This window comes from Sporofaciens sp. St.21A7, from assembly GCF_059728535.1.
The window spans coordinates 2918614-2936917 of record NZ_BAAGFN010000001.1; the positions used below are offsets into that span (position 1 = coordinate 2918614).

Below are 18304 nucleotides of genomic sequence, written 5' to 3' on the forward strand. Positions count from 1 at the left end.
CATTTTTGACAGGATTGTGCATTTGCAGACAGCACTGCGCAGTCAATAGGATAAATGTCGGAAAAATAATTCGCTGTTTGCGTTTCCATCAATTTGCCGTCCGACAGTTGAACCCGCATACCGCCCCTGCGTCAGAGCCTCCAATGCCCTGTTTCCGGTACTGTAACCATTCTGCTTTCTCCATATTCAATGTGGATACTAATTTCTTCATATGATGTTCTCCTCCTTCATACCCCTGTAATCCCTCCTGAGTTTTGCCAGTTCCTTATCTAAACAATACTGAATATCTGCGGTATAGGAATCCTCATATCCCAGCCATTCCCGATAAAGGAAGGTCAGAATATTCGGAAACATCACCGCCGCCGCCAAAGTTTCGGTTGATAACCTGCTGCTCATTTCTACTAGAAGTTCATAAATGCTGATGATACTGTCTATCTGGTAAGCCGCCTCATAGATAGCTTCCTTTTCCCCCTGCAGAACCTCATACCGGAAGATTGTCAATTCCCCGCTAATCTTCCGGCAGAAGGCTTGTTCCAACTGTTTCCTATACATATACCTGCTTTCTCTGCCTTTCCCAATCCTGTGACGCCGCATTGAGCATGTGATGTGAACAAAATGGTATCTGCCCTGCGGTATAAGCCTAAATGTTATCGCTCATGCATCTCTCTTTATAGCAAAAAACAGAGCATATAGATTTCCGGTTTCTATATGCCCTGACGCTGTTACTATATTTTATTTTCATTGACAGGATTGATTATACAAACTGCATGACTCTCGTTTCAATCTCTTTTAGTTCATCCAGTGATAACATTGGAATGCACTCTGCAATCTCCTCAAGCGTCATTTTCCCTTTTCTTATCAGTCGTTCGGCGGTTTCTCTTGCATTGTTTAATGCCGCTTCATTTCTCATATCTTCCAAAATTTTGCACATGACAGCAACTCCTTTCTCGTCCTGTTTGAAATACCTGGCTCTTTTGGCAAGCGCCTCATAATTCATGTTTTCGGGATTGGTACTTCTAAAATCATGCATTAACTTTCCGATTTCATCATTGCCCCTGTATTTCCCATTCACGTATAAAATATGCGAACCGTCTCCAAATAATACTTTTTCTTCCCCAATCACAACATATCTCTCTACCGGATATAGGGGCTGGTTTCCTTTCATGACATCATTTTCTGTAATAAAAATCACATAACTGTCGGGAATATCCTCTGTATCATCTCCAGGCTTTAATATATGCGTATCTAACAGGCTGCTGTTATGCCTTGCCCTTTTTGCGCCTGCCCCTGCGTCTGACCTTTGTATTTCTACATCAAATTCTTGATTGGCACTGTCAACCGCATGGACGTCTAAAACAGCAGAACGTCCTTGCAGGTTCTTCATTAGTTCCTGTGTCCGAACCGATTTGACCGTGATATCTGCCCGTCCTAAGACAATCCGAAGTATCAGTTCCACGCCCTCAAAATTATCTGCCAAACAGACGGTCATAAAATCATCATCCATATACCGAAGTGATTTCAGACGCTCTAAATCCTGTTGATGTATCTGCGCCGCTGTACTCAAAATGCCACCTTCTTTCGTTACTTCTATTATATATCAGATAGTCTCTTTTGAAAACTGAATTTTTCTGCTTTTCCCAACCCTGTTATGCTGCACTTACCATCTGATATGCCTTGTCAATCATCGGATTCCCATCCACGGTGCGGGAGAACAAATTCTCTTTATAGTTCGCCGTCTTACGGAGAGGTTCTGCATGGGTCGCAAAATCAGATACCGCATTGACAAAACGGTAGGCATTTTTCCCCACGCCCTGTAAATCCGGTGCGTCAAAGTAACGGATTTTCATATCTTCCCGTAACCGCTTCATGTTCTTCTCCTGCTGAGGCGTGGAACCGTCCTCAATCGGAAGTAAAATCTCGATATATTCCATGACCTGTTTATCCGTCAGCTTCTTCATGCGGAGTGCTTCAAACTCTTTGCCAAGCTCGTCCATGTAATTTTCTGCCAGGAACAGGGTATCCTTTGCCTCCTGCATTTTCTCCTTGATATCCCCGGTGTGAATCATAGACCAAGAACGCTTTGCATTTGCCAACGCAAGATTTAAAGTGTTCTGGCATACGACACGAATCAAACATCTTTTAGTTCTCCTTCTTCTGTTTTTGTCTAAATATTCTTTTTACACATTCTATTCTGCCCTATCCAAGATAATAATTTGTGCATTAATATATTTATGTCCCCAATCATCCTCCCCTTCATATCTCCCAGCTACATATCCATAATCCCCAGTCATTACATTTCCTATAACATTTCCCTGCATATCTACAGCTTTTCCATTATATTTTATCCCAATAATGCCGCTATCCGTAAACCAATTCATTACTATTTCACCTGCAAGAATATCAAATTCTCCCTCCAATATAATATCTTTACCTACAAAAGCTTCTGGGTTTCTCGCTATGTCCTCTCCCGTTACTTCTTGACACAAGTTGATATAATCTTCCATCGTCATATTATTGGATGGTTCATCATTTGCTATTTCACTTGATAATTCTCTTTCCACATAATTAACATCTTCATTTCCATCACTAGCACACGACATTAGTACAAGCGCTACTATTAAAGCTAGGATATGTGAAGCAATCCCATATCCCTTTTGAGATTTCTTTGTAACATTTTCTTTAACTTGCTTATAATTTTTTGGCCCGTAAAACAACCATAATCCAATATCACTCAAAATCAAACCAGTAAATATAGGTATTAAATCCCTTATGACCATAGGTAAGGTTGCCCAAAAATTTTGCCCATGAAGCAAATTATTAAAATTATATGTAAAAAGCAAATACAACAAATAAATCATATAAATGATAATTGGAATACATAATACTATTCTTACAGGATGTTGATACATCAATCCTTTAATTAATTTTATTTCAGACTTTAAATCAACATCTTCATCTTCCGCATTATATGTGTTTTCAGTTTTTATAATCTCTTTCTTTTCCTTTTTTTCATTTTCATCATTTGTTTCATTCCCACAATATGGACAAATCGACCATTCCTCCTTCAATTCCTTTCCACACGTTGTACAAAACATATCATTTTTCCTCTCTTTCCTTATTTCTGAATACATCTCTCTCATCTTTTATAATAAATGAATTACGCCTCCCCTTCCACTTGGCTGCCAATTTTTACATATTTTGACATCTTACATTGTCCATTATATCAATACTTTAGTATTTTGTAAATATACTTTCTTTAGAGTAGCCTATGAAAAAGGAGTTTTCTTATGTTTGGTGATATGATTAAAAATTTACGGCAGTCCCGAAGCCTCAACCAAGTACAGCTTGCGGATTCGCTCAACGTCTCGAAACAGACGGTTTCCAACTGGGAGAATAATAACATTCTTCCTTCCATAGAAATGCTGGTCAAGATTTCCCAGTTCTTTTCCGTAAGCACCGACTACCTGCTGGAACTGGACGGCCGGAGTTACATTGAAGTGACCGGCCTTACCGATGTGCAGTTGGCCCATGTCCGCCAGATTATTGATGATATCAAGGGGATATAAGCGGTTATTTTTTCATGCGCCCATTTTCCAACACTTCTATGGCATACTCATATCCCCTCATAAACGCCTTATCCTGCGCCTTGGCTATCATATCCGCCAATGCCTTTTGAATTGCCCGCTGTTCTTTTACCGGAAAGGATTGCGTCACTCTCACGATTTCTTGATACATATCATGTTCTAAATTTCCTATCCATTCTTCCTGTTCCTTCACGCCTATCTCCTCCTCGTACCAAAAGCTCTTTTATGTTCTGCTAAACACATTATAATGTATTTACTGCACATCCGACGTAAAACGACAAAAATGATAATTATTCGACATACTTTGACATAATGTGACATAATCCGGCATCAATATGACTCATACCTCTTTTCCATCCGCCAGCAAGCCCTCTGTCCGAAAACTGAAATACCCGTCCCCAACAATGATATGGTCCATCAACGGTATCCCAAGGATTTTTCCCGCCTTTTCTATCCTTTTCGTTATCTCCATATCTTCACTACTTGGCACACATCTTCCCGACGTATGGTTATGCACCATCACAATCCCCGCCGCATTTGCCAAAATCGCATGTTTGAAGATTTCCCTCGGCTCTGCCAGTGCCGCATTCACCGTCCCAATGGACACCACCTCGATTGCCGCCAGCTTTCCTATATTATCCATAGACAGCACCAGCAAATGCTCCCTGTCTGCCCCTGCCAGAAACTTTCGTGTAAATACCGCAACTTTCTCCGGCCCTTCAATTTCCTCCATCGCATACGGAATCTCTCTTTCCCGAACCATCCTTACCCGAACAAACGGCACATAATTTTTCACGCCTGCTTTTCCCACTCTCCAATCCCCCTGTCCTTCCTATATTCTTCTAACGTAAAACTCCTTTCCCCGCTATCGTTCCAGTCATCTTCTTCAAGAAAACAGTACCCCTCCTTCTCCACCCGTTCCAGGCTCCCCTGAACCAGTAAGGTTCCATAAAAATTAACCAAGATTCCCTTAGCAATCTCTACCGGATTTCCCTGGCACTCGTCGTCATGCCTGACCTCATAACAGGAAAACTCTTTCGGTACGGAATCCCTTGAAACTCTCAGGTCTGTGAAAATAGCCTCCCTCCCCAATACTGTGACCTGTTCATAACGAAGTTCATCTGCTCGATATCTCATTTTTGTTTCCTCCTATCTCACACAATTCCATCTAAATCAACTCCAACGCCCGAAACCTTTTCCTCATCCTTATCAGCCTTGCAGAAACTCCCCGCATGGTAATGTTGCAACGCTCTGCAATCTCCCGATAAGTATATCCTGCCGCCCTCATGCAGACAACCTCCTTCTCCTTTGCCGTCATATGGGACATCAACTGCTGTAACAGCGCCCGATGTTCCAATTCCCTCGCAACGCAATTCATCTGCTCTGAAACCTGCTCTCTTGAAATCACATGGTCATAATCTTCATGACAGGTTCCCATAGGGGCATTTCGTTTCGGGCAATTTTGATAAATATATTCGTTTATCATGCAGAACCGCATTTTTCTCCACGCAATAGAAGAAAACGGATACTTTGATAACTCCGGCTTTTCCAAATACTCCTGAACCGCCTCCAGATAGCCAAAGATTACCACATCGTAAAACTCAGCCCGTTCCAAATGGTTCTTCCAGAGAAAACGTTCCACCAGTACATGGTGCTGTTCTGCAAATCTCTTCTGTTCCCCTGTCAATATACGCATATTTTTCATCTGTATTTCTTCTCCCTTCCCAAGCAGCAAAAAACCGGGACATTTCTGCCCCGGCTCTACCATTTCTTAAACTCATTATCTGTTTCTTCCTAATTATATGTGGTGTCCAATTTGGACACCTTATGTCTCCATCGACATTTCACAATTTTTCTTGACACCGAATCATAATGTCATGAAGCATATATAAATCTTCCTCGCTTACACAATCCGCCCGATTCATAATCGCCCTTGTGAGGAATACCGCCCACTCAACGTCTGACCATTCTTCCGGGGTGTCCAAATTGGACACTTTCTGCATTGCCTCCATAACCGCTTCTGTAATGACTGTCAGGCTTTCATGCCGCCTTCTTCCGCTGCTTTCTCTGCAATGGCTTTCTGTTCTTCTTCTGATAATTTCGACGCCTCATACGCCGCACTGATATTCAGGGTTCCTTTCCGGAATTCTTCCTGAACCTCTGGCACCGCATGATTGTGGATACTGTCCATCCTTGCAATGCCGGAACTGCTTTCATTCATAAGGTCTGCCACGATATCCCGCAGCTTTCCCCGTATCTCCAATCCGTCCTCATCCCTCGCCTTTATCAACGCCTCTTTCAATCTCTGCGCCTGTTGGGTCTTTTCCCATGGTGTCAGTTCCCGATTCAAAGCATTTCCCATTAGAAGGGACAGTTCCAGCATTGCAGGAGTCATATCCCTATACAGATATCTCACCTTCCCATACTCCTGATACCCCCTTTCAAGGTTTCTGATATTCGCAAGGTTCCTCCTGTGCCCGCTCACGATACGGAACTCCCCATTCACTCTCGCCAAGACCGTCGGCTGCTGCTGTCCCACCGCAAGAAAGCTGTCTGCAAGTTCTTCTATTGTTGAACGGCGAATTGTAATCGGAACTAACAGCGAATTATTTTAACATGTTCTGAATATTTGACTGCGCAGTCCCGTATTTAACCGCACGCTGCCAGTAAACAAACAACACACTTCTATCGGCAGTTTCAAACATACAGAAGGCCATGGTCTTTAAGAATCCATGGCCTTTCACGTTTTTTACCCGGATACTGCGCCAGCCTTTTCAAGATGGCTAATACCGGCAGCTACTGTTACGGCATCTACTTTCCCTATCGGATGCATAGAAAGCCGTCCGACCGTCCAGCGTATATCAGAAAAATCCGCAAGCTCGCAGCCGATATCGTGGTTTGGTATGCACAGGAAGCTGCCGTATTTATGCCGTCCCGCAATGACATGGAAATAGGTGCCCCGTCCATTTATTTCAGCTTCATACTGGCCGGATGCTGTCATCCTGAGCGTGTCGATGCTGGCTGTCCATGATACCATACGTCCCTCTTCCTCCATGGCGCATTTATAATAGTAACCCATGCCCGCACCTCCCTTACATCAGGTTCTGGCCGGCAACAGCCGCCAGGATGACCTCTGCGTCGATGGTCTTCTTATCCATCTGTGAGCCAAGTGTGAACGCATCCGTCATCAGGTTGTCGATCAGGCGCGGGTTCCCGTTTGAATGGCTGTGCACGGCAGAGAGCGCGGCATTGTCCAGAATGGCCCGGGATCCACCGGCACATGTGATCTTATGCGCGATATACTCTGCGACCTCGGAATCGCCAAGCCCCATGAAATTATAATGCACCGTGATGCGCTGGCGGAGGGCCTCATGCACCGGGCGGCGCAGGATGCTGTTGAGGTGCGGTTCCCCGCAGAGTACGAGCGTGAAGCAGTTCAGCGAGTCATACCCGTGGTTCATCAGCATTTTTATGTCATTGAGGATGCCTGTGGACAGGTACTGCGCTTCATCGACCGCAAGAAGCAGCGGCTTGCGCTTTTCCTTGTAAAGGCTGTATACCTGCTCCTGTATCGCTTTGAACATGCCGGGCTTGCCGCCCCGGTCCTCCAGGCCGAGCACAGAGCAGAACTGGCGGTAAAACTCCATCACGCTGACGGTGGAAAGGCAGATGTATTCCATATGGTAAAGGCCCGGGTTCAGCCCGGCGGCAAAGCAGCGCAGGGCGAAGGACTTGCCCATGCCGGGGCTGGCGGTGAACACGCCAATGCCACGGGAATCCTTTAAGTAATCAAGCCTGGACGTCATTTCCTTAAGGTCCGCGGAAAGGAAACGGTCTTTCTCCCGGACAGCCTGCTTGTCAAACGGGTTGAATGACAGGCCGTAATAAGCCAGAGGTGTCATGACCCTGCACCCCCGATCCTCGAATAGTCAATGGCTGGCTGGTTTTCCCGCTTCGCGCGGCAGTTTTCGTTGCGGTCCGTCCTGCGGATCGGGTAATGCCCGCCGTCAGAAAGGATGAACGCGGAACCCATGTCCTCCGGAAGATAACGGATCTCCACTTTTGAGGAGATGAACTGCATGGGCACATCATAGGATACCTTGTCAATGGAAACCGTGGAATCCCTGTTTACCCTGCGCCAGACACGGTTCAGGAAGCACTCATCCAGCCATTCCCTGGATTTTGGAAGGCGCGTACAGCCGCATGTGCCGCGGTAGCGTTCAAAAGGGACGCCATCAATACCGGTATGGTATGTGGTATTGTATTCCCGGATATAATCCGCAAGCAGGCCGTTGAACTGCGCGAGGGAATGGATGGATTCGATGTCAAGTGCGTACAGCCATCGTTCCTTGAGCGTACGGAAATGCCGTTCGACTTTCCCCTTGCTTGCCCCATCCCTTACTTTTGTATGGAGGAGCACCGTCCCGATGGAGCCGCAGATCAGGGAAAGCTGCTCATTTGCATAGCTGCACCCATTGTCAACGTATAGTTTCGTCGGGATCCCATAGGCGGAAACAGCGGCCTTGAGTACTTTCTGGAAGTGATAGGCATTATCACTGTAAAAAAGCTCTCCGCCAACCAGGAGCCTGGAATGGTCATCAATGATCATGATACAGTAGACACGCCTGCGTACCCCGTTTTCTGTAATGTAAGGGAGGTAGCAGGTATCTGCCTGCCACAGCTTCCCGAACGCGTCTTCCTCAAATGCCCTGCGGTCACGTATGGACGGGTTTTTTGCGGATTTCAGGTCAGCTTTGACGCTTAAAAAATTTTCGTAAAAAAACCTCCCATTTTACGGGGAAATACGAGATAATAGAATTAACGACAAACTATTTTTTCGCAGTACCCATAAAAGAGAGGAGGTTTTACCATGAAGCGAGAATAAAAATCACAAGAAAAGAAGCTAGGGAACACCTGGAACAGTTTCATCTTGCCTGCGAATTAGCCAAGCTGATCCGACACCATTTTCCAGATCTTTTGTCATTGTTAAAACAATTACCAGATCCCCGGAATCAGAGTTATATTACCTATCCGGGTGTGATACTTCTTATGACCCGTATTCTTTCTTCTCTATTTTACATCAGTAGTATGCGGAAAACAAGTGAAGAATTCAATTCGGAGATCATGATAAAAAATGTCTGGAGCTTGTGCAAAGAAGAAGCTGTAGTGGATGAATTGCCTTATTGGGAAACCATCAACCGGTATCTGGAAAAACTGGAGCCGAAAAATCTGCAGGATGTGATCAATTGTCTATGCCGCAGATGGTTGCGCAGCCGGGTATTTGAAGATATGCGTATCAGGGGAAAATACTGGCAGGTAATCATAGACGGGACGCAGCTTTGCAGTAGCCGTGGGGAATTGGACGGGAAGAGTCTGCACCGGATTCATAACAAAGGGACGGGAAAGGAGTACCAGGAGAATTATTATTATGTGTTGGAGGCGAAACTGGTATTACACCCGAAAATCCTCATCAGTATCCAAACAGAATTCGTAGACAATGAAGATGGGAAGGAGATAGAGAAGCAGGATTGTGAAAGGAAAGCGTGCTGGCGTTTGATGGAGAAGCTGAAAAAGGCATTTCCAAGGTTGCCAATCTGCCTGTGCGGTGACAGCCTGTATGCCTGTGAAGGTTTTTTTAAGAGATGCAAGAGAAAAAATTGGAAATATATTCTGCGTTATAAGGAAGGGAGTATCCCAACAATCGGAACGGAATACCGGAAATTGAAGGGAATAGAAAAGAATTATCAGGAACGCAAAAGAGAGACGGGGAAGGAATGGCATGATTACGTAACAGAGATAGATTATAAAGGGTATAAGGTGAATCTGGCAGAATACGGGGAATATCAAGAACAACTCAGTAAAAAGGGGAAGAAAAAAGGAAGAGCAGAAATCATTCAAAAAGAATTCTGGTTTCTGACGGATCTGCCTGTCACCCGAAAAAATGTGGCTGATCTGACGGAGAGGGGAAGGATGCGCTGGAGGATTGAAAATGAGGGATTCAATGCACAGAAGAAGCATGGATACTATCTGGAGCATCTGTACAGCAGGAATTACCAGGCGTTGAAAAACCATTATTACCTGATTCAGATTGGACATATGATCGGACAGTTCCTGGAGGCATGGGAGCGGATATGGAAGAAAGTAAAGCAAAGTTTGGAGCAAAAGCATAAGCGGATGATGGAATCCATGAAGGAACTGCTGCTAGAGAAATATAAGGAAGAGATAAATCAGAAGATACAGATACGGTTTATATAGAAAGCATTAGGGAGAGGTGGTGATGGAAGGATAGACGATAAAGAAAAAACGTACGGAAACAGGGCGTAGGGATTTTATGGCTCAAATCGGATGTTACGATAAATGGATGTGAGAAAATGGAATCCAATGTGCTCTAAGAAAGTAAACATAAATTTAAGCGTCAAAGCTGATTTCAGGTCATGGTGCTTGACAAACCGCTGGACAGCGCACACGCTGACGGTTGCCGGGATGAACGAGCCTGCCACAAGCTGGCGGTGGATCTGTGTTGCGTTCAGCCTTGGGAATTCCGCTTTCAGGCGGTAGATCTCATCCACGGCGGCATCCGGGAGCACGCGTGTCCCGCCGCTGTCAGAGCGTTCTTTCGGCATGAGCGCGTCAATCCCCCCTTTCCGGTAAAGGGATTCCCACTTGGAGAGTGTCCCTGGCTTATAGTGCGCCGTACTGCCGTCCGGGAGTGTGAGCGGCTGCTGTGTGACGCGCTTATAATAAGCGTTCCTTGAGGCATCCGGATAAAGCCCGTGGATGGCAGGGGCTATGACTGCGAGCTTGAACTGCGCTATGGCAGCGGCTCCCGAAAGTTTTTTTGCGTGATGTTCCATAGACATGGATCCTCCTTTGTTTTTTTCCATCATATCCCCTGGATGCCGGGAGGGGAATTCCCATGGCGTGTGAAGCCCCACAGAACTGGATGTGTCAGAAAAACTCCTGACGGTAATCTGCGGGGTTCCTGTGTGACTGCAGGAATGAGCGCGCGGACAGGAGGACGAACTGGCAGGCAAAAGAAATGGAATACTGCTCCAGAAAACAGAGGCCCTTTATGAATGCGGACGGGGCGGTCTCTGCGGAAACAAGCATGCCGAGCCACTCCTGCTTGTGGGACAGGAAGAGGTCCCTCCAGCGGTAAAGCATGGACACGGAGATGCCGAAGCGGGAGCAGAGTTTTCCTACCGTATGCAGAGGAAGGAAGTATTCTGCCAGCACCCGAAGGATGAAGAAAAGGCCATATTCAGAGTAAGGGATGATGACATCAGGGAGGATGGCATGGGTATGCCCGCAGCTTGTACAGCACAGCCGCAGGACACAGATTTCCCCATAGACTGTCTTTCCATACGTGAAATCAGCCATGGAGCGCATGTAAGAGCCATGGGAGACGCAGTTCCCTTTGGAGCCGCACCATGGACATGTCTCATCCTCCCATGAATAAGACAGCATATATTCATTGAAAAGCTGTATGGATGTTTTTTTTATACGAATTATCTTGCAAATCAGTGAGTTTTTTCTTATCATAGTATTGTAGTGTTTTTAGTGCATCCACCTTAGTACTGGATGCCATTACAGGAAGAAAGAACCGGCTGGGGAGTTTGGTTCTTTCTTTTTTTGTTCCATACACCAATATATACCAATGGATGTGGGGATTCAATACCGAAAACAATGTGCCGGAAAAAACGGCACATTTACATAGTAATGTTTTTTAGAATGAAGATTTTAATTTGCAGCAAACCTGCGGTAATAGATAAATTTAATTTGCTGGCTGACATTCTATGTTCTCTTGAGAGTAGAAATTACTCTCCGAAGGCTTCACGTCCCTGGGGTTCAGCCATATCTCCTTGTACGCATTCACTATCTCTGACCCGGACTCCTTTTTCTTAATGTCTATCAAATCGTTAATTCCAAATTTCGCCATGCCCCATCATCTCCCTATCCCCGTATAACTGGTTACGAAATGCTTATAATCCTGCGCCGCACCGCAGCATGGGCTGTACTCGTAGATTGGTTTCTTCACAAAAGAATTTTCTGCCACCTTTGCAGAATACCGAATCCTGCCAAGAACCTTATACTGCCTGTAATGCTTGCTTTCTGCATTGTCCCATTCCCGCCTGAGCCATTCTAACCCTGCCGATTCCCCGTCCGTGTTCTGGTAAATCGTAACCAGCACTCCTTTTAATGTCAAAGACGGATTCAGAGCCTTTGCGTCCTCAATCTGTCCGGCCACAATATCCAGCCCTTCTAACGCATTTTCATCAATCTTCACAGGAACAATAACTTCATCCGTCACCCCAAGGGCATTGACCACATTGATTCCGATATCCGGGGGATTGTCTATGATACAGTAATCATATCTTTCACAAATGCAATCTTCTGTCTGATTGTTGATACCGGCTTTTACAAATCTCCGGTATCTCCCTGTCATATCCTCCCCGCCCTCTCTTACCAGATTCCAGGCCGCACCAAACAATGACAGGTTCGCCGATATGATATCTATCCCTTCATAATCTGTCGCCTGTATCAATTCCTCCGGATTCTGCCAATTACCGCTGAGTATCCTTGCGGCAGGTGCGGTCTGTTCTACCTCATACCGTTCAAATGCCTTGCTCAGATTCCCCTGCTTATCGTTATCCCACACTAAGACCCGATTTCCCCTGCGCCACAATTCATAAGCCATATTTACCGAAGTAAAACTTTTCGCAACCCCGCCCTTTAAATTTAGCAGACTGATTGTTTTCATACCATTCGTCACCATCCTTGATTTATTTCTGATTAAATTTATTTTCGCAAATCTGCATATTAAAAAACGCTATCAGAGTTACTCCGATAGCGTTAAAAACAATGATAAAACTATATACCAAACATTTTTCTTGTACTTTCGACATCTTCCACACTACAGCCAAGATTCTCGGCAATCTGTACATTTGTTAAATCCGGGTTCTTCTTAACCATCTGGAAAATATCTGCCGATAAAGTGATTCCCTCACGTCTTCCCTGCCATATTCCTTCCTGCCTTGCTTCCTCTTGCTTCACTTGCATATCTTCCTCATAGCTATACTCTGCAATCAACATATTCTCCACCTCGCTTCCTTTCCTCTTTAAATAATCTGCCAGAATCCCCTTTTCAATACATTCCTTGATTGCCTTTTTAATGGCGCTTTCTTCCTCCGAATACTTTCTCACCGTGCTGATAAACTGGCTATATTCCTTTAGTATCCCACATTTATCCAGAATCCCATGCGCTTTATCGGAATTGATGTTAATGACCTTGACCTTTAATTCTACAGAATTTTCTCTTGCCGGATTCATAAATGCGTCTGACAAAGATAATACCCGTTCTAACGGCTGTTCTTTCTCGCCATTGTAAAATACATAAAACTCCGGGGTTGGTATCTTCACCAATGTCGTCCTGTAGCGTGCCTTGCTGTCTACCAACTGCTCATATGCCCTTCCCACATACATCAAGCAGCGCAAGGGCATGTTTCTATTGATAGTACTCATATGTTCTCCGAAAACAAGCACCTGCCCATTCACCTCACAAGAAATGTCATTCTTGAAGTTCTTATATAAGACATCATCAATCTTTACCTTCCGAATGATTGTTTCATCCTTATAGTTTGTATCATGCAATGCATTATATAAACTCAGCAGATTCTTCTTTGCCGTTTCATCCTGGTAAAAGAGGTCAACAAAGACACTGTCCTTGTGTTCCCGGTTCTCCTTCTCCATTGTCCTTCACCTGCCCTTCTTTTATTTTTATACTACCATACTTTATTTGGGGTTTCAATTATCGGTTTCAATATCTTTACGGACATTTCCTTACACCAGCCTTCCTATATTTACGGCTGCCACATTTAAGGTAATCATTAGTTGATACGAATTTACTAATTACGACTACGGGTTCTTCACATTCGCAACAGATGAAATCACCGTCACCAACTTCTATCAGATTTTTACAGAACTCACAGATAGCCATTCTTTTTCCCATCTTTTCTCCCTCCCATCTCTTGTCCGGCATTTTCACTTCCTTTGTCCTGAAATCTCCGACAGCCACTATCCTTCCTATGGCTGTATGGCATGATACTATCCTAATCAGATTTCTTCTGTCACGGAACATACCAAAAAGTCTGGACATTACTTCTTGGTACTTTTACAAGTATCATGATAATAATATACAATCAAAATCCAATACTCTTACTGAAATATAGACATATAGAAGTAATTCCCAGAAAAACGATATATGTTTAAAATCCTCAGCTATCCCATTACAATGCGGCAAAAGCAAGGAATATCCCGTCATACCGAGATATTCACAATCATAATTTCTCTTTCATATCGGCAATTTTCCTACCCATTTACTTGTGGTTTTCCCTGTAGAGCTTGAAATCACGTTCCTACTCTTAAACTATCCCTAACTATACCCAGTTTCCCCTAACTATACCAAAATCTCACATCCCTATATAATCTATTCAAGTATATAAAATTAGTCCATTCAAACATTAAAGTAAAATATCAAATCAGGAAGGAGAATTTAACAATGATGGATATCTTGAAGCCCTCTCTAACGACCGATACTGAAATCGAATCCCCTTTAATGACAGTCGGTGAACTGGCAGAATATTTAGGCATTGGAAGGAATCGGGCTTATGAATTATTAAACACCAGAGCAATCAAAGGATTCCGAATTGGTTCCATCTGGAAGGTCAGCAAAATTGCCGTAGACCAGTTCATCTACGAAAAATCCGGATTCAATATAAACTGATATCTTTTATAAAAATCAAGGCTGTTACATTAAGTATAAAAAATACAAGATACAGAATTTCTTAAAATAGATTGCTTAAAGTGACAGCTCTATTGCCTTAAAAGCTAAAGTTATCTCAAATAGTATTTTTTCTCACTCATTTTTCCTACTTTCATAGATTGACTCTTTCATGTATTATAATTTCTGCATCATTTTGTGAACAGTTGCAAGGTATACTCTGCATTTTGGTTATATTGAAAGAATCTCATCCCTGTTTTCACTTCAATCCTGCATGAGTGATATACCAATTTTATTTAACTTTTCCCTCTCAACGAATAGAAATGTCTGCTTTCATCCATCAAATCCTTCTTCCTCATATCAGCTTTGACCGAATAAACTGATAAAAGATTTCAAAGCAAACGATTCCAACATCTTCATTCGCCGCTTTAGGATTCGACCAAAAACTTTTATGCTAAATCTAAATATTCATCCTCAATAATATCTGCTTGTCTGCATGGATAATTAGAAAATAAATATACCCTGCAATCATACCGAAGCAGCCTTGCACGACCGATTGCCTGTTCAAGCTCGCTCTCAATAAAATAAAACTGTAAATTTCTCATTTTATCATCTTTAAATGTCATAAATTTAAACGAATATGTATCATTTTCCGTCATCCGAAGGCACAATTTATCCTCTGCATCATATCCTAAATATGCGCCTATTAGATGATATACAAAAGGTACGTTATGCGGCGTTCCGATTACTATCATGTCCTTTCCTTTATATTCATTATACCCTTCCGATTTCCCGTAATAAATCTCAGAATCTTCTCTATACTTTTTGAAAGTGATAATATTTTTTCTTTGCTTTCAATAAATTTGTCTAACTTTTCTTTTATTTTTTCATATCCTATGTCCGCTAAATTACTTCGGCTCAAGGAATGGGCAGTATATTGTATCGGCTTTCCTTTGTACTTAGCAACAGGGACTTTCATGAAACAAATCTTTTGCCCTTTACAATAATTTTTGTATAATTCTTCATTTAATGTGGCAGATACAATCGTCATTTTAACATCAGGGATTTGCCTCGCATTGAAGAAATTCACCTGTTTCTTTGGCACATCCACCTGATAGGAAGCTGCCTGTAAAAAATCCACCAATGGTACATTTCTTAACATCTCTTTCTCGTAAATTTTATCTAATTGGTTGATTCGCAATTCCAACGGTTTTGTTACTTCTATAGTATTTTCAGAAGCATTTAATAACCGTTTCACAAAACTTTGTCCTTCTTCTGGTATCGCCTCCATTTCAAGAGCTAACTCAATATCTCCAAAACTAATAGTAGACGTATTCTTAAAAATACTCATGAGAATATCTTCATCAATCACCACCTCATACCTGCTGATGATTTCAGATTGAAATGATAAAAACATGGCATGTGTCGTTACAACACACCTGCTATCTTCCAGTCTTTCTTTTGAGTTCAAATATTCCCTCAGCCGTCTTTCCTGTATATCATCTAACTTTATATTTGATTTATAAGCTTTTATCACAGATTTCACTTTATATCCAAATCCCATCTTGTACAGATACATGGCCATATCTTTTAAATCATCTAAATGTATCTCGCTCAAAAGATAATAAATATTTTCAGTCATAAATACCGGAACGCCTAACCTTTCTAATTCTTCCCCTACCTCCCTTTGTAATTTTGTCGTAGGCACTACAACCATAAATGGTTTCTTTTGGTAATTCTCTTTCACAATGTTACAATAGGTACTTGTTTTTCCTAAAGCAGTCTGAGCTGAAATCAAGTAAATTCCTTTCTCCTTGGCCTGAACAGCTTGTAGCAGATAATTTCTCAAAATTTTCTCCGCTTCTTCTATCTCACAATATCCCTCAATCCTATTCTTACTAATTTTTTCTGTTACTTTGTCTAAAATCGTGGGGCTTCTGCATTTCTCATAATAGGGGCAATTTCCATTTTTACAGTGCTGCGGTACATAATGATATTGCTTTAGGTACTCACAATTTTCCTTCCATTTCTCAACATGGTTGATATTTCCGGCAAAAAATAAGTTCTCGCCCCCGCTGATAGATAATAAATTCGTGGCAATCAAAAACTTCTGTTCATGTGTAATATTTTTCTCATAAAAATCTTTGAAAAGCGGACATTTTTTCAATAAAATCTTCTCTGATATCCCCCGTACTTTCTTTTGTTTCTTCTCCCTATTTTGCCGTCTACACATAGAATGGTTGTGTGATTCTTTTTCTATAACATAAAAAAGTGAGGATTCTGTTGCATTCACCCTTATCATATTACTGGTCATTGCAAGCAATTCCTCACTTTTTATATCACTTAACACCTCTTCGTGTATACACAGCTTTCCATTATCCACCTGTACCTGCATTTTTTTGCCAATCTGTTCTATTTTTCTGCGGTAATTTTTCTTATCTCTGCTTTTTAAATAGGCTTGCAAACTCAGTGAAATATCAACCAGATTAATCGTTGCATTGCTATCAACAAATTTCAAATCATTACCGCCGAAAAACATTCTCGTTATATCCTTACAGCTCTTATCCGACTCTGGAAAGATTTCCAGCAGCATGTACATAAGAGCAAATGCAGCCTCCTCATTTTGTATCTCACAGTCGTTGATAAATACCACCCGAAATCTTGGGCTTTCCTTTGTATTGCTGAACGTATTGTATATCATGGACGGATGTATATCATATTGTTTTGCACGTTCCATGAACTCATCAATCGTAAATCCTTTATCAAAATCCAGACAAAATACTTGCTGGCTCACAAAATTCTCCTTCACTCTCCTACCGTTAAATGTGGATGTGGTGAAGGTCCTTCCCTTTTTCCCTACTTCTTGGGCAAATCTCTCAATATCAATCTCTTTAATTTTATCCGTAATTTCATTGCTGATTTTACCAATCTCACTTTTTTTAGGTTTGGAACGGTATTTTTGGTTATGTAGATGTATCCTTACCTTCATTTTATCCTCCTGATTATTGGACTTTATGAAACAGTTATCATCTTTGTTAATGATTACCGAAATCCTTTTCCAATAATCGAAGGTAGTCTTGTTGTGTGAGGCTGCACGCCCGCACCTTTGCTAGAATCATTTCTTTCCAAAAATCTGTAACCTGCGGCGCATTGTACACCTCTGATATATCTGTCGGTTTATGTAAAACAATCTCAATACTCTGCTTTTTTCTTGACATCACAACCCGCTTTCCGTCAGTCAGGTTTCATAATATGTTTATGAAACTGCTGGCAAATTATTCTTTATGGGTTGTTAAATGAGTTGTTTATATTTATTTCCAGGTACAATTAATATACTACAACAATTTATTTAATCTATTTTTTTAATAGTATACAAGGTGACTATTCCTTTTTGTTCACTTCCTCTTTTTATTTTCAATACATAAGGCAACCCTGCCTGCGTCATGCACCGTTCAAATATTTTATCAGAAATTGTTCTATCATTCTTTTTTATGCATCTTCTTCACCATCTTTGAAATCTTTGTCTCTACTTAAAAAATATAATAGAGGTTTCCATATTTTTAGTTTCCATTCAATATTTTCCTCTCTTGTCATAGAGACACCTAAAACTTCCTTAATCGCATTTTCTAATCTCTCTCTATTCTTAGATAGCTCATCTATGCTCGATTCTTCAATAACGACTTCTACTTTATCGTGCGAAACCCCCAACCAATCCGCCTGTTGCTTTACAAATGCATACTCATCGTTTTCCATTTTTTCTATCATATCTTTGTAAAATAACTTCAATTTAAGGTATTTCTTTATTGCTAAAGAATTAAGGGTTATAATCCCTCCTAAAGAATAACAAAATTTTCTAATATATTGACTAGATACAGTATCCTCTAATATTTCATTCAATATATCCTGTTGCTTCCATTCAGTTGAATAAAAAGTTTCTTTT

Annotated in this window: 27 protein-coding genes; 3 read left to right on the forward strand and 24 right to left on the reverse strand. The window is 42.1% G+C overall.

The genetic code is table 11. The annotated features are described in order from the left end of the window. Nucleotides 1-88: 88 nt before the first annotated feature. From AC6I3O_RS14295 to AC6I3O_RS14315, 5 genes are all read right to left on the reverse strand, one after another. A complete protein-coding gene (locus tag AC6I3O_RS14295) occupies nt 89-211 on the reverse strand; it encodes a YqaJ viral recombinase family protein (protein WP_497851473.1) in 123 nt (40 codons plus the stop codon). Next, the gene (locus AC6I3O_RS14300; RefSeq protein WP_497851474.1) at nt 208-552 is read right to left on the reverse strand and encodes a DUF3848 domain-containing protein; all 345 of its coding nucleotides are present in this window, start codon (nt 550-552) and stop codon (nt 208-210) included. The genes AC6I3O_RS14295 and AC6I3O_RS14300 overlap by 4 nt, the downstream gene beginning before the upstream one ends. 202 nt (nt 553-754) lie before the next feature. After that, complete coding sequence (locus AC6I3O_RS14305) at nt 755-1504, reverse strand: nuclease/transposase family protein (protein ID WP_497853484.1); 750 nt, start codon at nt 1502-1504, stop codon at nt 755-757. 142 nt (nt 1505-1646) lie between these two features. Further along, nucleotides 1647-2132, reverse strand: coding sequence for a DUF932 domain-containing protein (locus AC6I3O_RS14310; RefSeq protein ID WP_497851475.1), 486 nt, complete (start codon nt 2130-2132; stop codon nt 1647-1649). Nucleotides 2133-2186: 54 nt separating this feature from the next. After that, the gene (locus AC6I3O_RS14315) at nt 2187-3131 is read right to left on the reverse strand and encodes a zinc ribbon domain-containing protein (RefSeq protein ID WP_497851476.1); all 945 of its coding nucleotides are present in this window, start codon (nt 3129-3131) and stop codon (nt 2187-2189) included. 156 nt (nt 3132-3287) lie between these two features. Here AC6I3O_RS14315 and AC6I3O_RS14320 point away from each other — a divergent pair, with 156 nt between their 5' ends. Beyond that, nucleotides 3288-3566 (forward strand): helix-turn-helix domain-containing protein, encoded by a 279-nt coding sequence (locus AC6I3O_RS14320; RefSeq protein WP_497851477.1) that lies wholly within the window; start codon nt 3288-3290, stop codon nt 3564-3566. A gap of 4 nt (nt 3567-3570) precedes the next feature. Here the strand turns inward: AC6I3O_RS14320 and AC6I3O_RS14325 are convergent, their stop codons facing one another. The 9 genes from AC6I3O_RS14325 to AC6I3O_RS14365 all read right to left on the reverse strand — a co-directional run bounded on the left by AC6I3O_RS14325 (nt 3571) and on the right by AC6I3O_RS14365 (nt 8331). After that, nucleotides 3571-3777 (reverse strand): hypothetical protein, encoded by a 207-nt coding sequence (locus tag AC6I3O_RS14325; RefSeq protein WP_497851478.1) that lies wholly within the window; start codon nt 3775-3777, stop codon nt 3571-3573. Between the two features lie 147 nt (nt 3778-3924). After that, nucleotides 3925-4395 carry a JAB domain-containing protein gene (locus tag AC6I3O_RS14330; RefSeq protein ID WP_497851479.1) on the reverse strand — a complete coding sequence of 157 codons (471 nt, stop codon included), beginning with the start codon at nt 4393-4395 and terminating at the stop codon, nt 3925-3927. Then, nucleotides 4377-4721 carry an LPD28 domain-containing protein gene (locus tag AC6I3O_RS14335; RefSeq protein ID WP_497851480.1) on the reverse strand — a complete coding sequence of 115 codons (345 nt, stop codon included), beginning with the start codon at nt 4719-4721 and terminating at the stop codon, nt 4377-4379. The genes AC6I3O_RS14330 and AC6I3O_RS14335 overlap by 19 nt, the downstream gene beginning before the upstream one ends. A 31-nt stretch (nt 4722-4752) precedes the next feature. Beyond that, nucleotides 4753-5289: a sigma-70 family RNA polymerase sigma factor gene (locus AC6I3O_RS14340; RefSeq protein WP_497851481.1), complete on the reverse strand. Its 537-nt coding sequence runs from the start codon at nt 5287-5289 to the stop codon at nt 4753-4755. A 139-nt stretch (nt 5290-5428) separates the two neighbouring features. Then, nucleotides 5429-5587, reverse strand: coding sequence for a hypothetical protein (locus AC6I3O_RS14345; protein WP_497851482.1), 159 nt, complete (start codon nt 5585-5587; stop codon nt 5429-5431). Nucleotides 5588-5616: 29 nt separating this feature from the next. Further along, complete coding sequence (locus AC6I3O_RS14350; RefSeq protein ID WP_497851483.1) at nt 5617-6099, reverse strand: hypothetical protein; 483 nt, start codon at nt 6097-6099, stop codon at nt 5617-5619. Nucleotides 6100-6333: 234 nt separating this feature from the next. Further along, nucleotides 6334-6663, reverse strand: a complete 330-nt coding sequence (locus AC6I3O_RS14355) for a DUF6618 family protein (RefSeq protein ID WP_497849975.1) — start codon at nt 6661-6663, stop codon at nt 6334-6336. 13 nt (nt 6664-6676) lie between these two features. After that, nucleotides 6677-7486: an ExeA family protein gene (locus tag AC6I3O_RS14360; RefSeq protein ID WP_497849974.1), complete on the reverse strand. Its 810-nt coding sequence runs from the start codon at nt 7484-7486 to the stop codon at nt 6677-6679. Beyond that, complete coding sequence (locus AC6I3O_RS14365) at nt 7483-8331, reverse strand: DDE-type integrase/transposase/recombinase (RefSeq protein ID WP_497853485.1); 849 nt, start codon at nt 8329-8331, stop codon at nt 7483-7485. Before AC6I3O_RS14365 ends, AC6I3O_RS14360 begins: the two co-directional genes overlap by 4 nt. Before the next feature lie 377 nt (nt 8332-8708). Between AC6I3O_RS14365 and AC6I3O_RS14370 the strand changes: the two genes are divergently transcribed. After that, nucleotides 8709-9839, forward strand: coding sequence for a transposase (locus AC6I3O_RS14370; RefSeq protein ID WP_497849426.1), 1131 nt, complete (start codon nt 8709-8711; stop codon nt 9837-9839). Nucleotides 9840-9913: 74 nt separating this feature from the next. Here AC6I3O_RS14370 and AC6I3O_RS14375 read toward each other — a convergent pair whose 3' ends face one another. The 6 genes from AC6I3O_RS14375 to AC6I3O_RS14400 all read right to left on the reverse strand — a co-directional run bounded on the left by AC6I3O_RS14375 (nt 9914) and on the right by AC6I3O_RS14400 (nt 13659). Continuing rightward, complete coding sequence (locus AC6I3O_RS14375; RefSeq protein ID WP_497851484.1) at nt 9914-10438, reverse strand: helix-turn-helix domain-containing protein; 525 nt, start codon at nt 10436-10438, stop codon at nt 9914-9916. 94 nt (nt 10439-10532) lie between these two features. Continuing rightward, nucleotides 10533-11051, reverse strand: a complete 519-nt coding sequence (locus tag AC6I3O_RS14380) for a DUF6431 domain-containing protein (protein WP_497849973.1) — start codon at nt 11049-11051, stop codon at nt 10533-10535. A 307-nt stretch (nt 11052-11358) separates the two neighbouring features. Next, complete coding sequence (locus AC6I3O_RS14385) at nt 11359-11523, reverse strand: hypothetical protein (protein WP_497851485.1); 165 nt, start codon at nt 11521-11523, stop codon at nt 11359-11361. 6 nt (nt 11524-11529) lie between these two features. After that, on the reverse strand, nt 11530-12345 hold the full coding sequence (locus AC6I3O_RS14390; RefSeq protein WP_497851486.1) for a ParA family protein: 816 nt from the start codon (nt 12343-12345) through the stop codon (nt 11530-11532). Nucleotides 12346-12455: 110 nt separating this feature from the next. Beyond that, nucleotides 12456-13334 (reverse strand): RpnC/YadD family protein, encoded by an 879-nt coding sequence (locus tag AC6I3O_RS14395; RefSeq protein WP_497851487.1) that lies wholly within the window; start codon nt 13332-13334, stop codon nt 12456-12458. Nucleotides 13335-13410: 76 nt separating this feature from the next. Then, complete coding sequence (locus AC6I3O_RS14400) at nt 13411-13659, reverse strand: hypothetical protein (protein ID WP_497851488.1); 249 nt, start codon at nt 13657-13659, stop codon at nt 13411-13413. Between the two features lie 483 nt (nt 13660-14142). On the opposite strand from AC6I3O_RS14400, the gene AC6I3O_RS14405 reads away from it, so the two are divergent. Further along, complete coding sequence (locus tag AC6I3O_RS14405) at nt 14143-14367, forward strand: helix-turn-helix domain-containing protein (protein ID WP_334635817.1); 225 nt, start codon at nt 14143-14145, stop codon at nt 14365-14367. 446 nt (nt 14368-14813) lie between these two features. Here the strand turns inward: AC6I3O_RS14405 and AC6I3O_RS14410 are convergent, their stop codons facing one another. The 4 genes from AC6I3O_RS14410 to AC6I3O_RS14425 all read right to left on the reverse strand — a co-directional run bounded on the left by AC6I3O_RS14410 (nt 14814) and on the right by AC6I3O_RS14425 (nt 18261). After that, nucleotides 14814-15119: a hypothetical protein gene (locus AC6I3O_RS14410; protein ID WP_497851489.1), complete on the reverse strand. Its 306-nt coding sequence runs from the start codon at nt 15117-15119 to the stop codon at nt 14814-14816. Continuing rightward, complete coding sequence (locus AC6I3O_RS14415) at nt 15116-16903, reverse strand: DEAD/DEAH box helicase family protein (RefSeq protein ID WP_497851490.1); 1788 nt, start codon at nt 16901-16903, stop codon at nt 15116-15118. Before AC6I3O_RS14415 ends, AC6I3O_RS14410 begins: the two co-directional genes overlap by 4 nt. Nucleotides 16904-17399: 496 nt before the next feature. After that, entirely contained in the window at nt 17400-17582 is a 183-nt protein-coding gene (locus tag AC6I3O_RS14420) for a hypothetical protein (protein ID WP_497851491.1), read from the reverse strand. Between the two features lie 271 nt (nt 17583-17853). After that, entirely contained in the window at nt 17854-18261 is a 408-nt protein-coding gene (locus tag AC6I3O_RS14425) for a hypothetical protein (protein ID WP_497851492.1), read from the reverse strand. Between the last annotated feature and the right edge of the window lie 43 nt (nt 18262-18304).

Coding starts and splice junctions, on each gene's coding strand:
- AC6I3O_RS14345 (WP_497851482.1), bottom strand. CDS start 5,587: ATGCAGAAAGTGTCCAATTTGGACACCCCGGAAGAATGGTCAGACGTT.
- AC6I3O_RS14300 (WP_497851474.1), bottom strand. CDS start 552: ATGTATAGGAAACAGTTGGAACAAGCCTTCTGCCGGAAGATTAGCGGG.
- AC6I3O_RS14390 (WP_497851486.1), bottom strand. CDS start 12,345: ATGAAAACAATCAGTCTGCTAAATTTAAAGGGCGGGGTTGCGAAAAGT.
- AC6I3O_RS14335 (WP_497851480.1), bottom strand. CDS start 4,721: ATGAGATATCGAGCAGATGAACTTCGTTATGAACAGGTCACAGTATTG.
- AC6I3O_RS14360 (WP_497849974.1), bottom strand. CDS start 7,486: ATGACACCTCTGGCTTATTACGGCCTGTCATTCAACCCGTTTGACAAG.
- AC6I3O_RS14405 (WP_334635817.1), top strand. CDS start 14,143: ATGATGGATATCTTGAAGCCCTCTCTAACGACCGATACTGAAATCGAA.
- AC6I3O_RS14395 (WP_497851487.1), bottom strand. CDS start 13,334: ATGGAGAAGGAGAACCGGGAACACAAGGACAGTGTCTTTGTTGACCTC.
- AC6I3O_RS14375 (WP_497851484.1), bottom strand. CDS start 10,438: ATGGAACATCACGCAAAAAAACTTTCGGGAGCCGCTGCCATAGCGCAG.
- AC6I3O_RS14410 (WP_497851489.1), bottom strand. CDS start 15,119: ATGATAGTAATCGGAACGCCGCATAACGTACCTTTTGTATATCATCTA.
- AC6I3O_RS14320 (WP_497851477.1), top strand. CDS start 3,288: ATGTTTGGTGATATGATTAAAAATTTACGGCAGTCCCGAAGCCTCAAC.
- AC6I3O_RS14420 (WP_497851491.1), bottom strand. CDS start 17,582: ATGTCAAGAAAAAAGCAGAGTATTGAGATTGTTTTACATAAACCGACA.
- AC6I3O_RS14315 (WP_497851476.1), bottom strand. CDS start 3,131: ATGTATTCAGAAATAAGGAAAGAGAGGAAAAATGATATGTTTTGTACA.
- AC6I3O_RS14295 (WP_497851473.1), bottom strand. CDS start 211: ATGAAGAAATTAGTATCCACATTGAATATGGAGAAAGCAGAATGGTTA.
- AC6I3O_RS14340 (WP_497851481.1), bottom strand. CDS start 5,289: ATGAAAAATATGCGTATATTGACAGGGGAACAGAAGAGATTTGCAGAA.
- AC6I3O_RS14415 (WP_497851490.1), bottom strand. CDS start 16,903: ATGTTTTTCGGCGGTAATGATTTGAAATTTGTTGATAGCAATGCAACG.
- AC6I3O_RS14355 (WP_497849975.1), bottom strand. CDS start 6,663: ATGGGTTACTATTATAAATGCGCCATGGAGGAAGAGGGACGTATGGTA.
- AC6I3O_RS14380 (WP_497849973.1), bottom strand. CDS start 11,051: ATGCTGTCTTATTCATGGGAGGATGAGACATGTCCATGGTGCGGCTCC.
- AC6I3O_RS14385 (WP_497851485.1), bottom strand. CDS start 11,523: ATGGCGAAATTTGGAATTAACGATTTGATAGACATTAAGAAAAAGGAG.
- AC6I3O_RS14370 (WP_497849426.1), top strand. CDS start 8,709: ATGATAAAAAATGTCTGGAGCTTGTGCAAAGAAGAAGCTGTAGTGGAT.
- AC6I3O_RS14305 (WP_497853484.1), bottom strand. CDS start 1,504: ATGGATGATGATTTTATGACCGTCTGTTTGGCAGATAATTTTGAGGGC.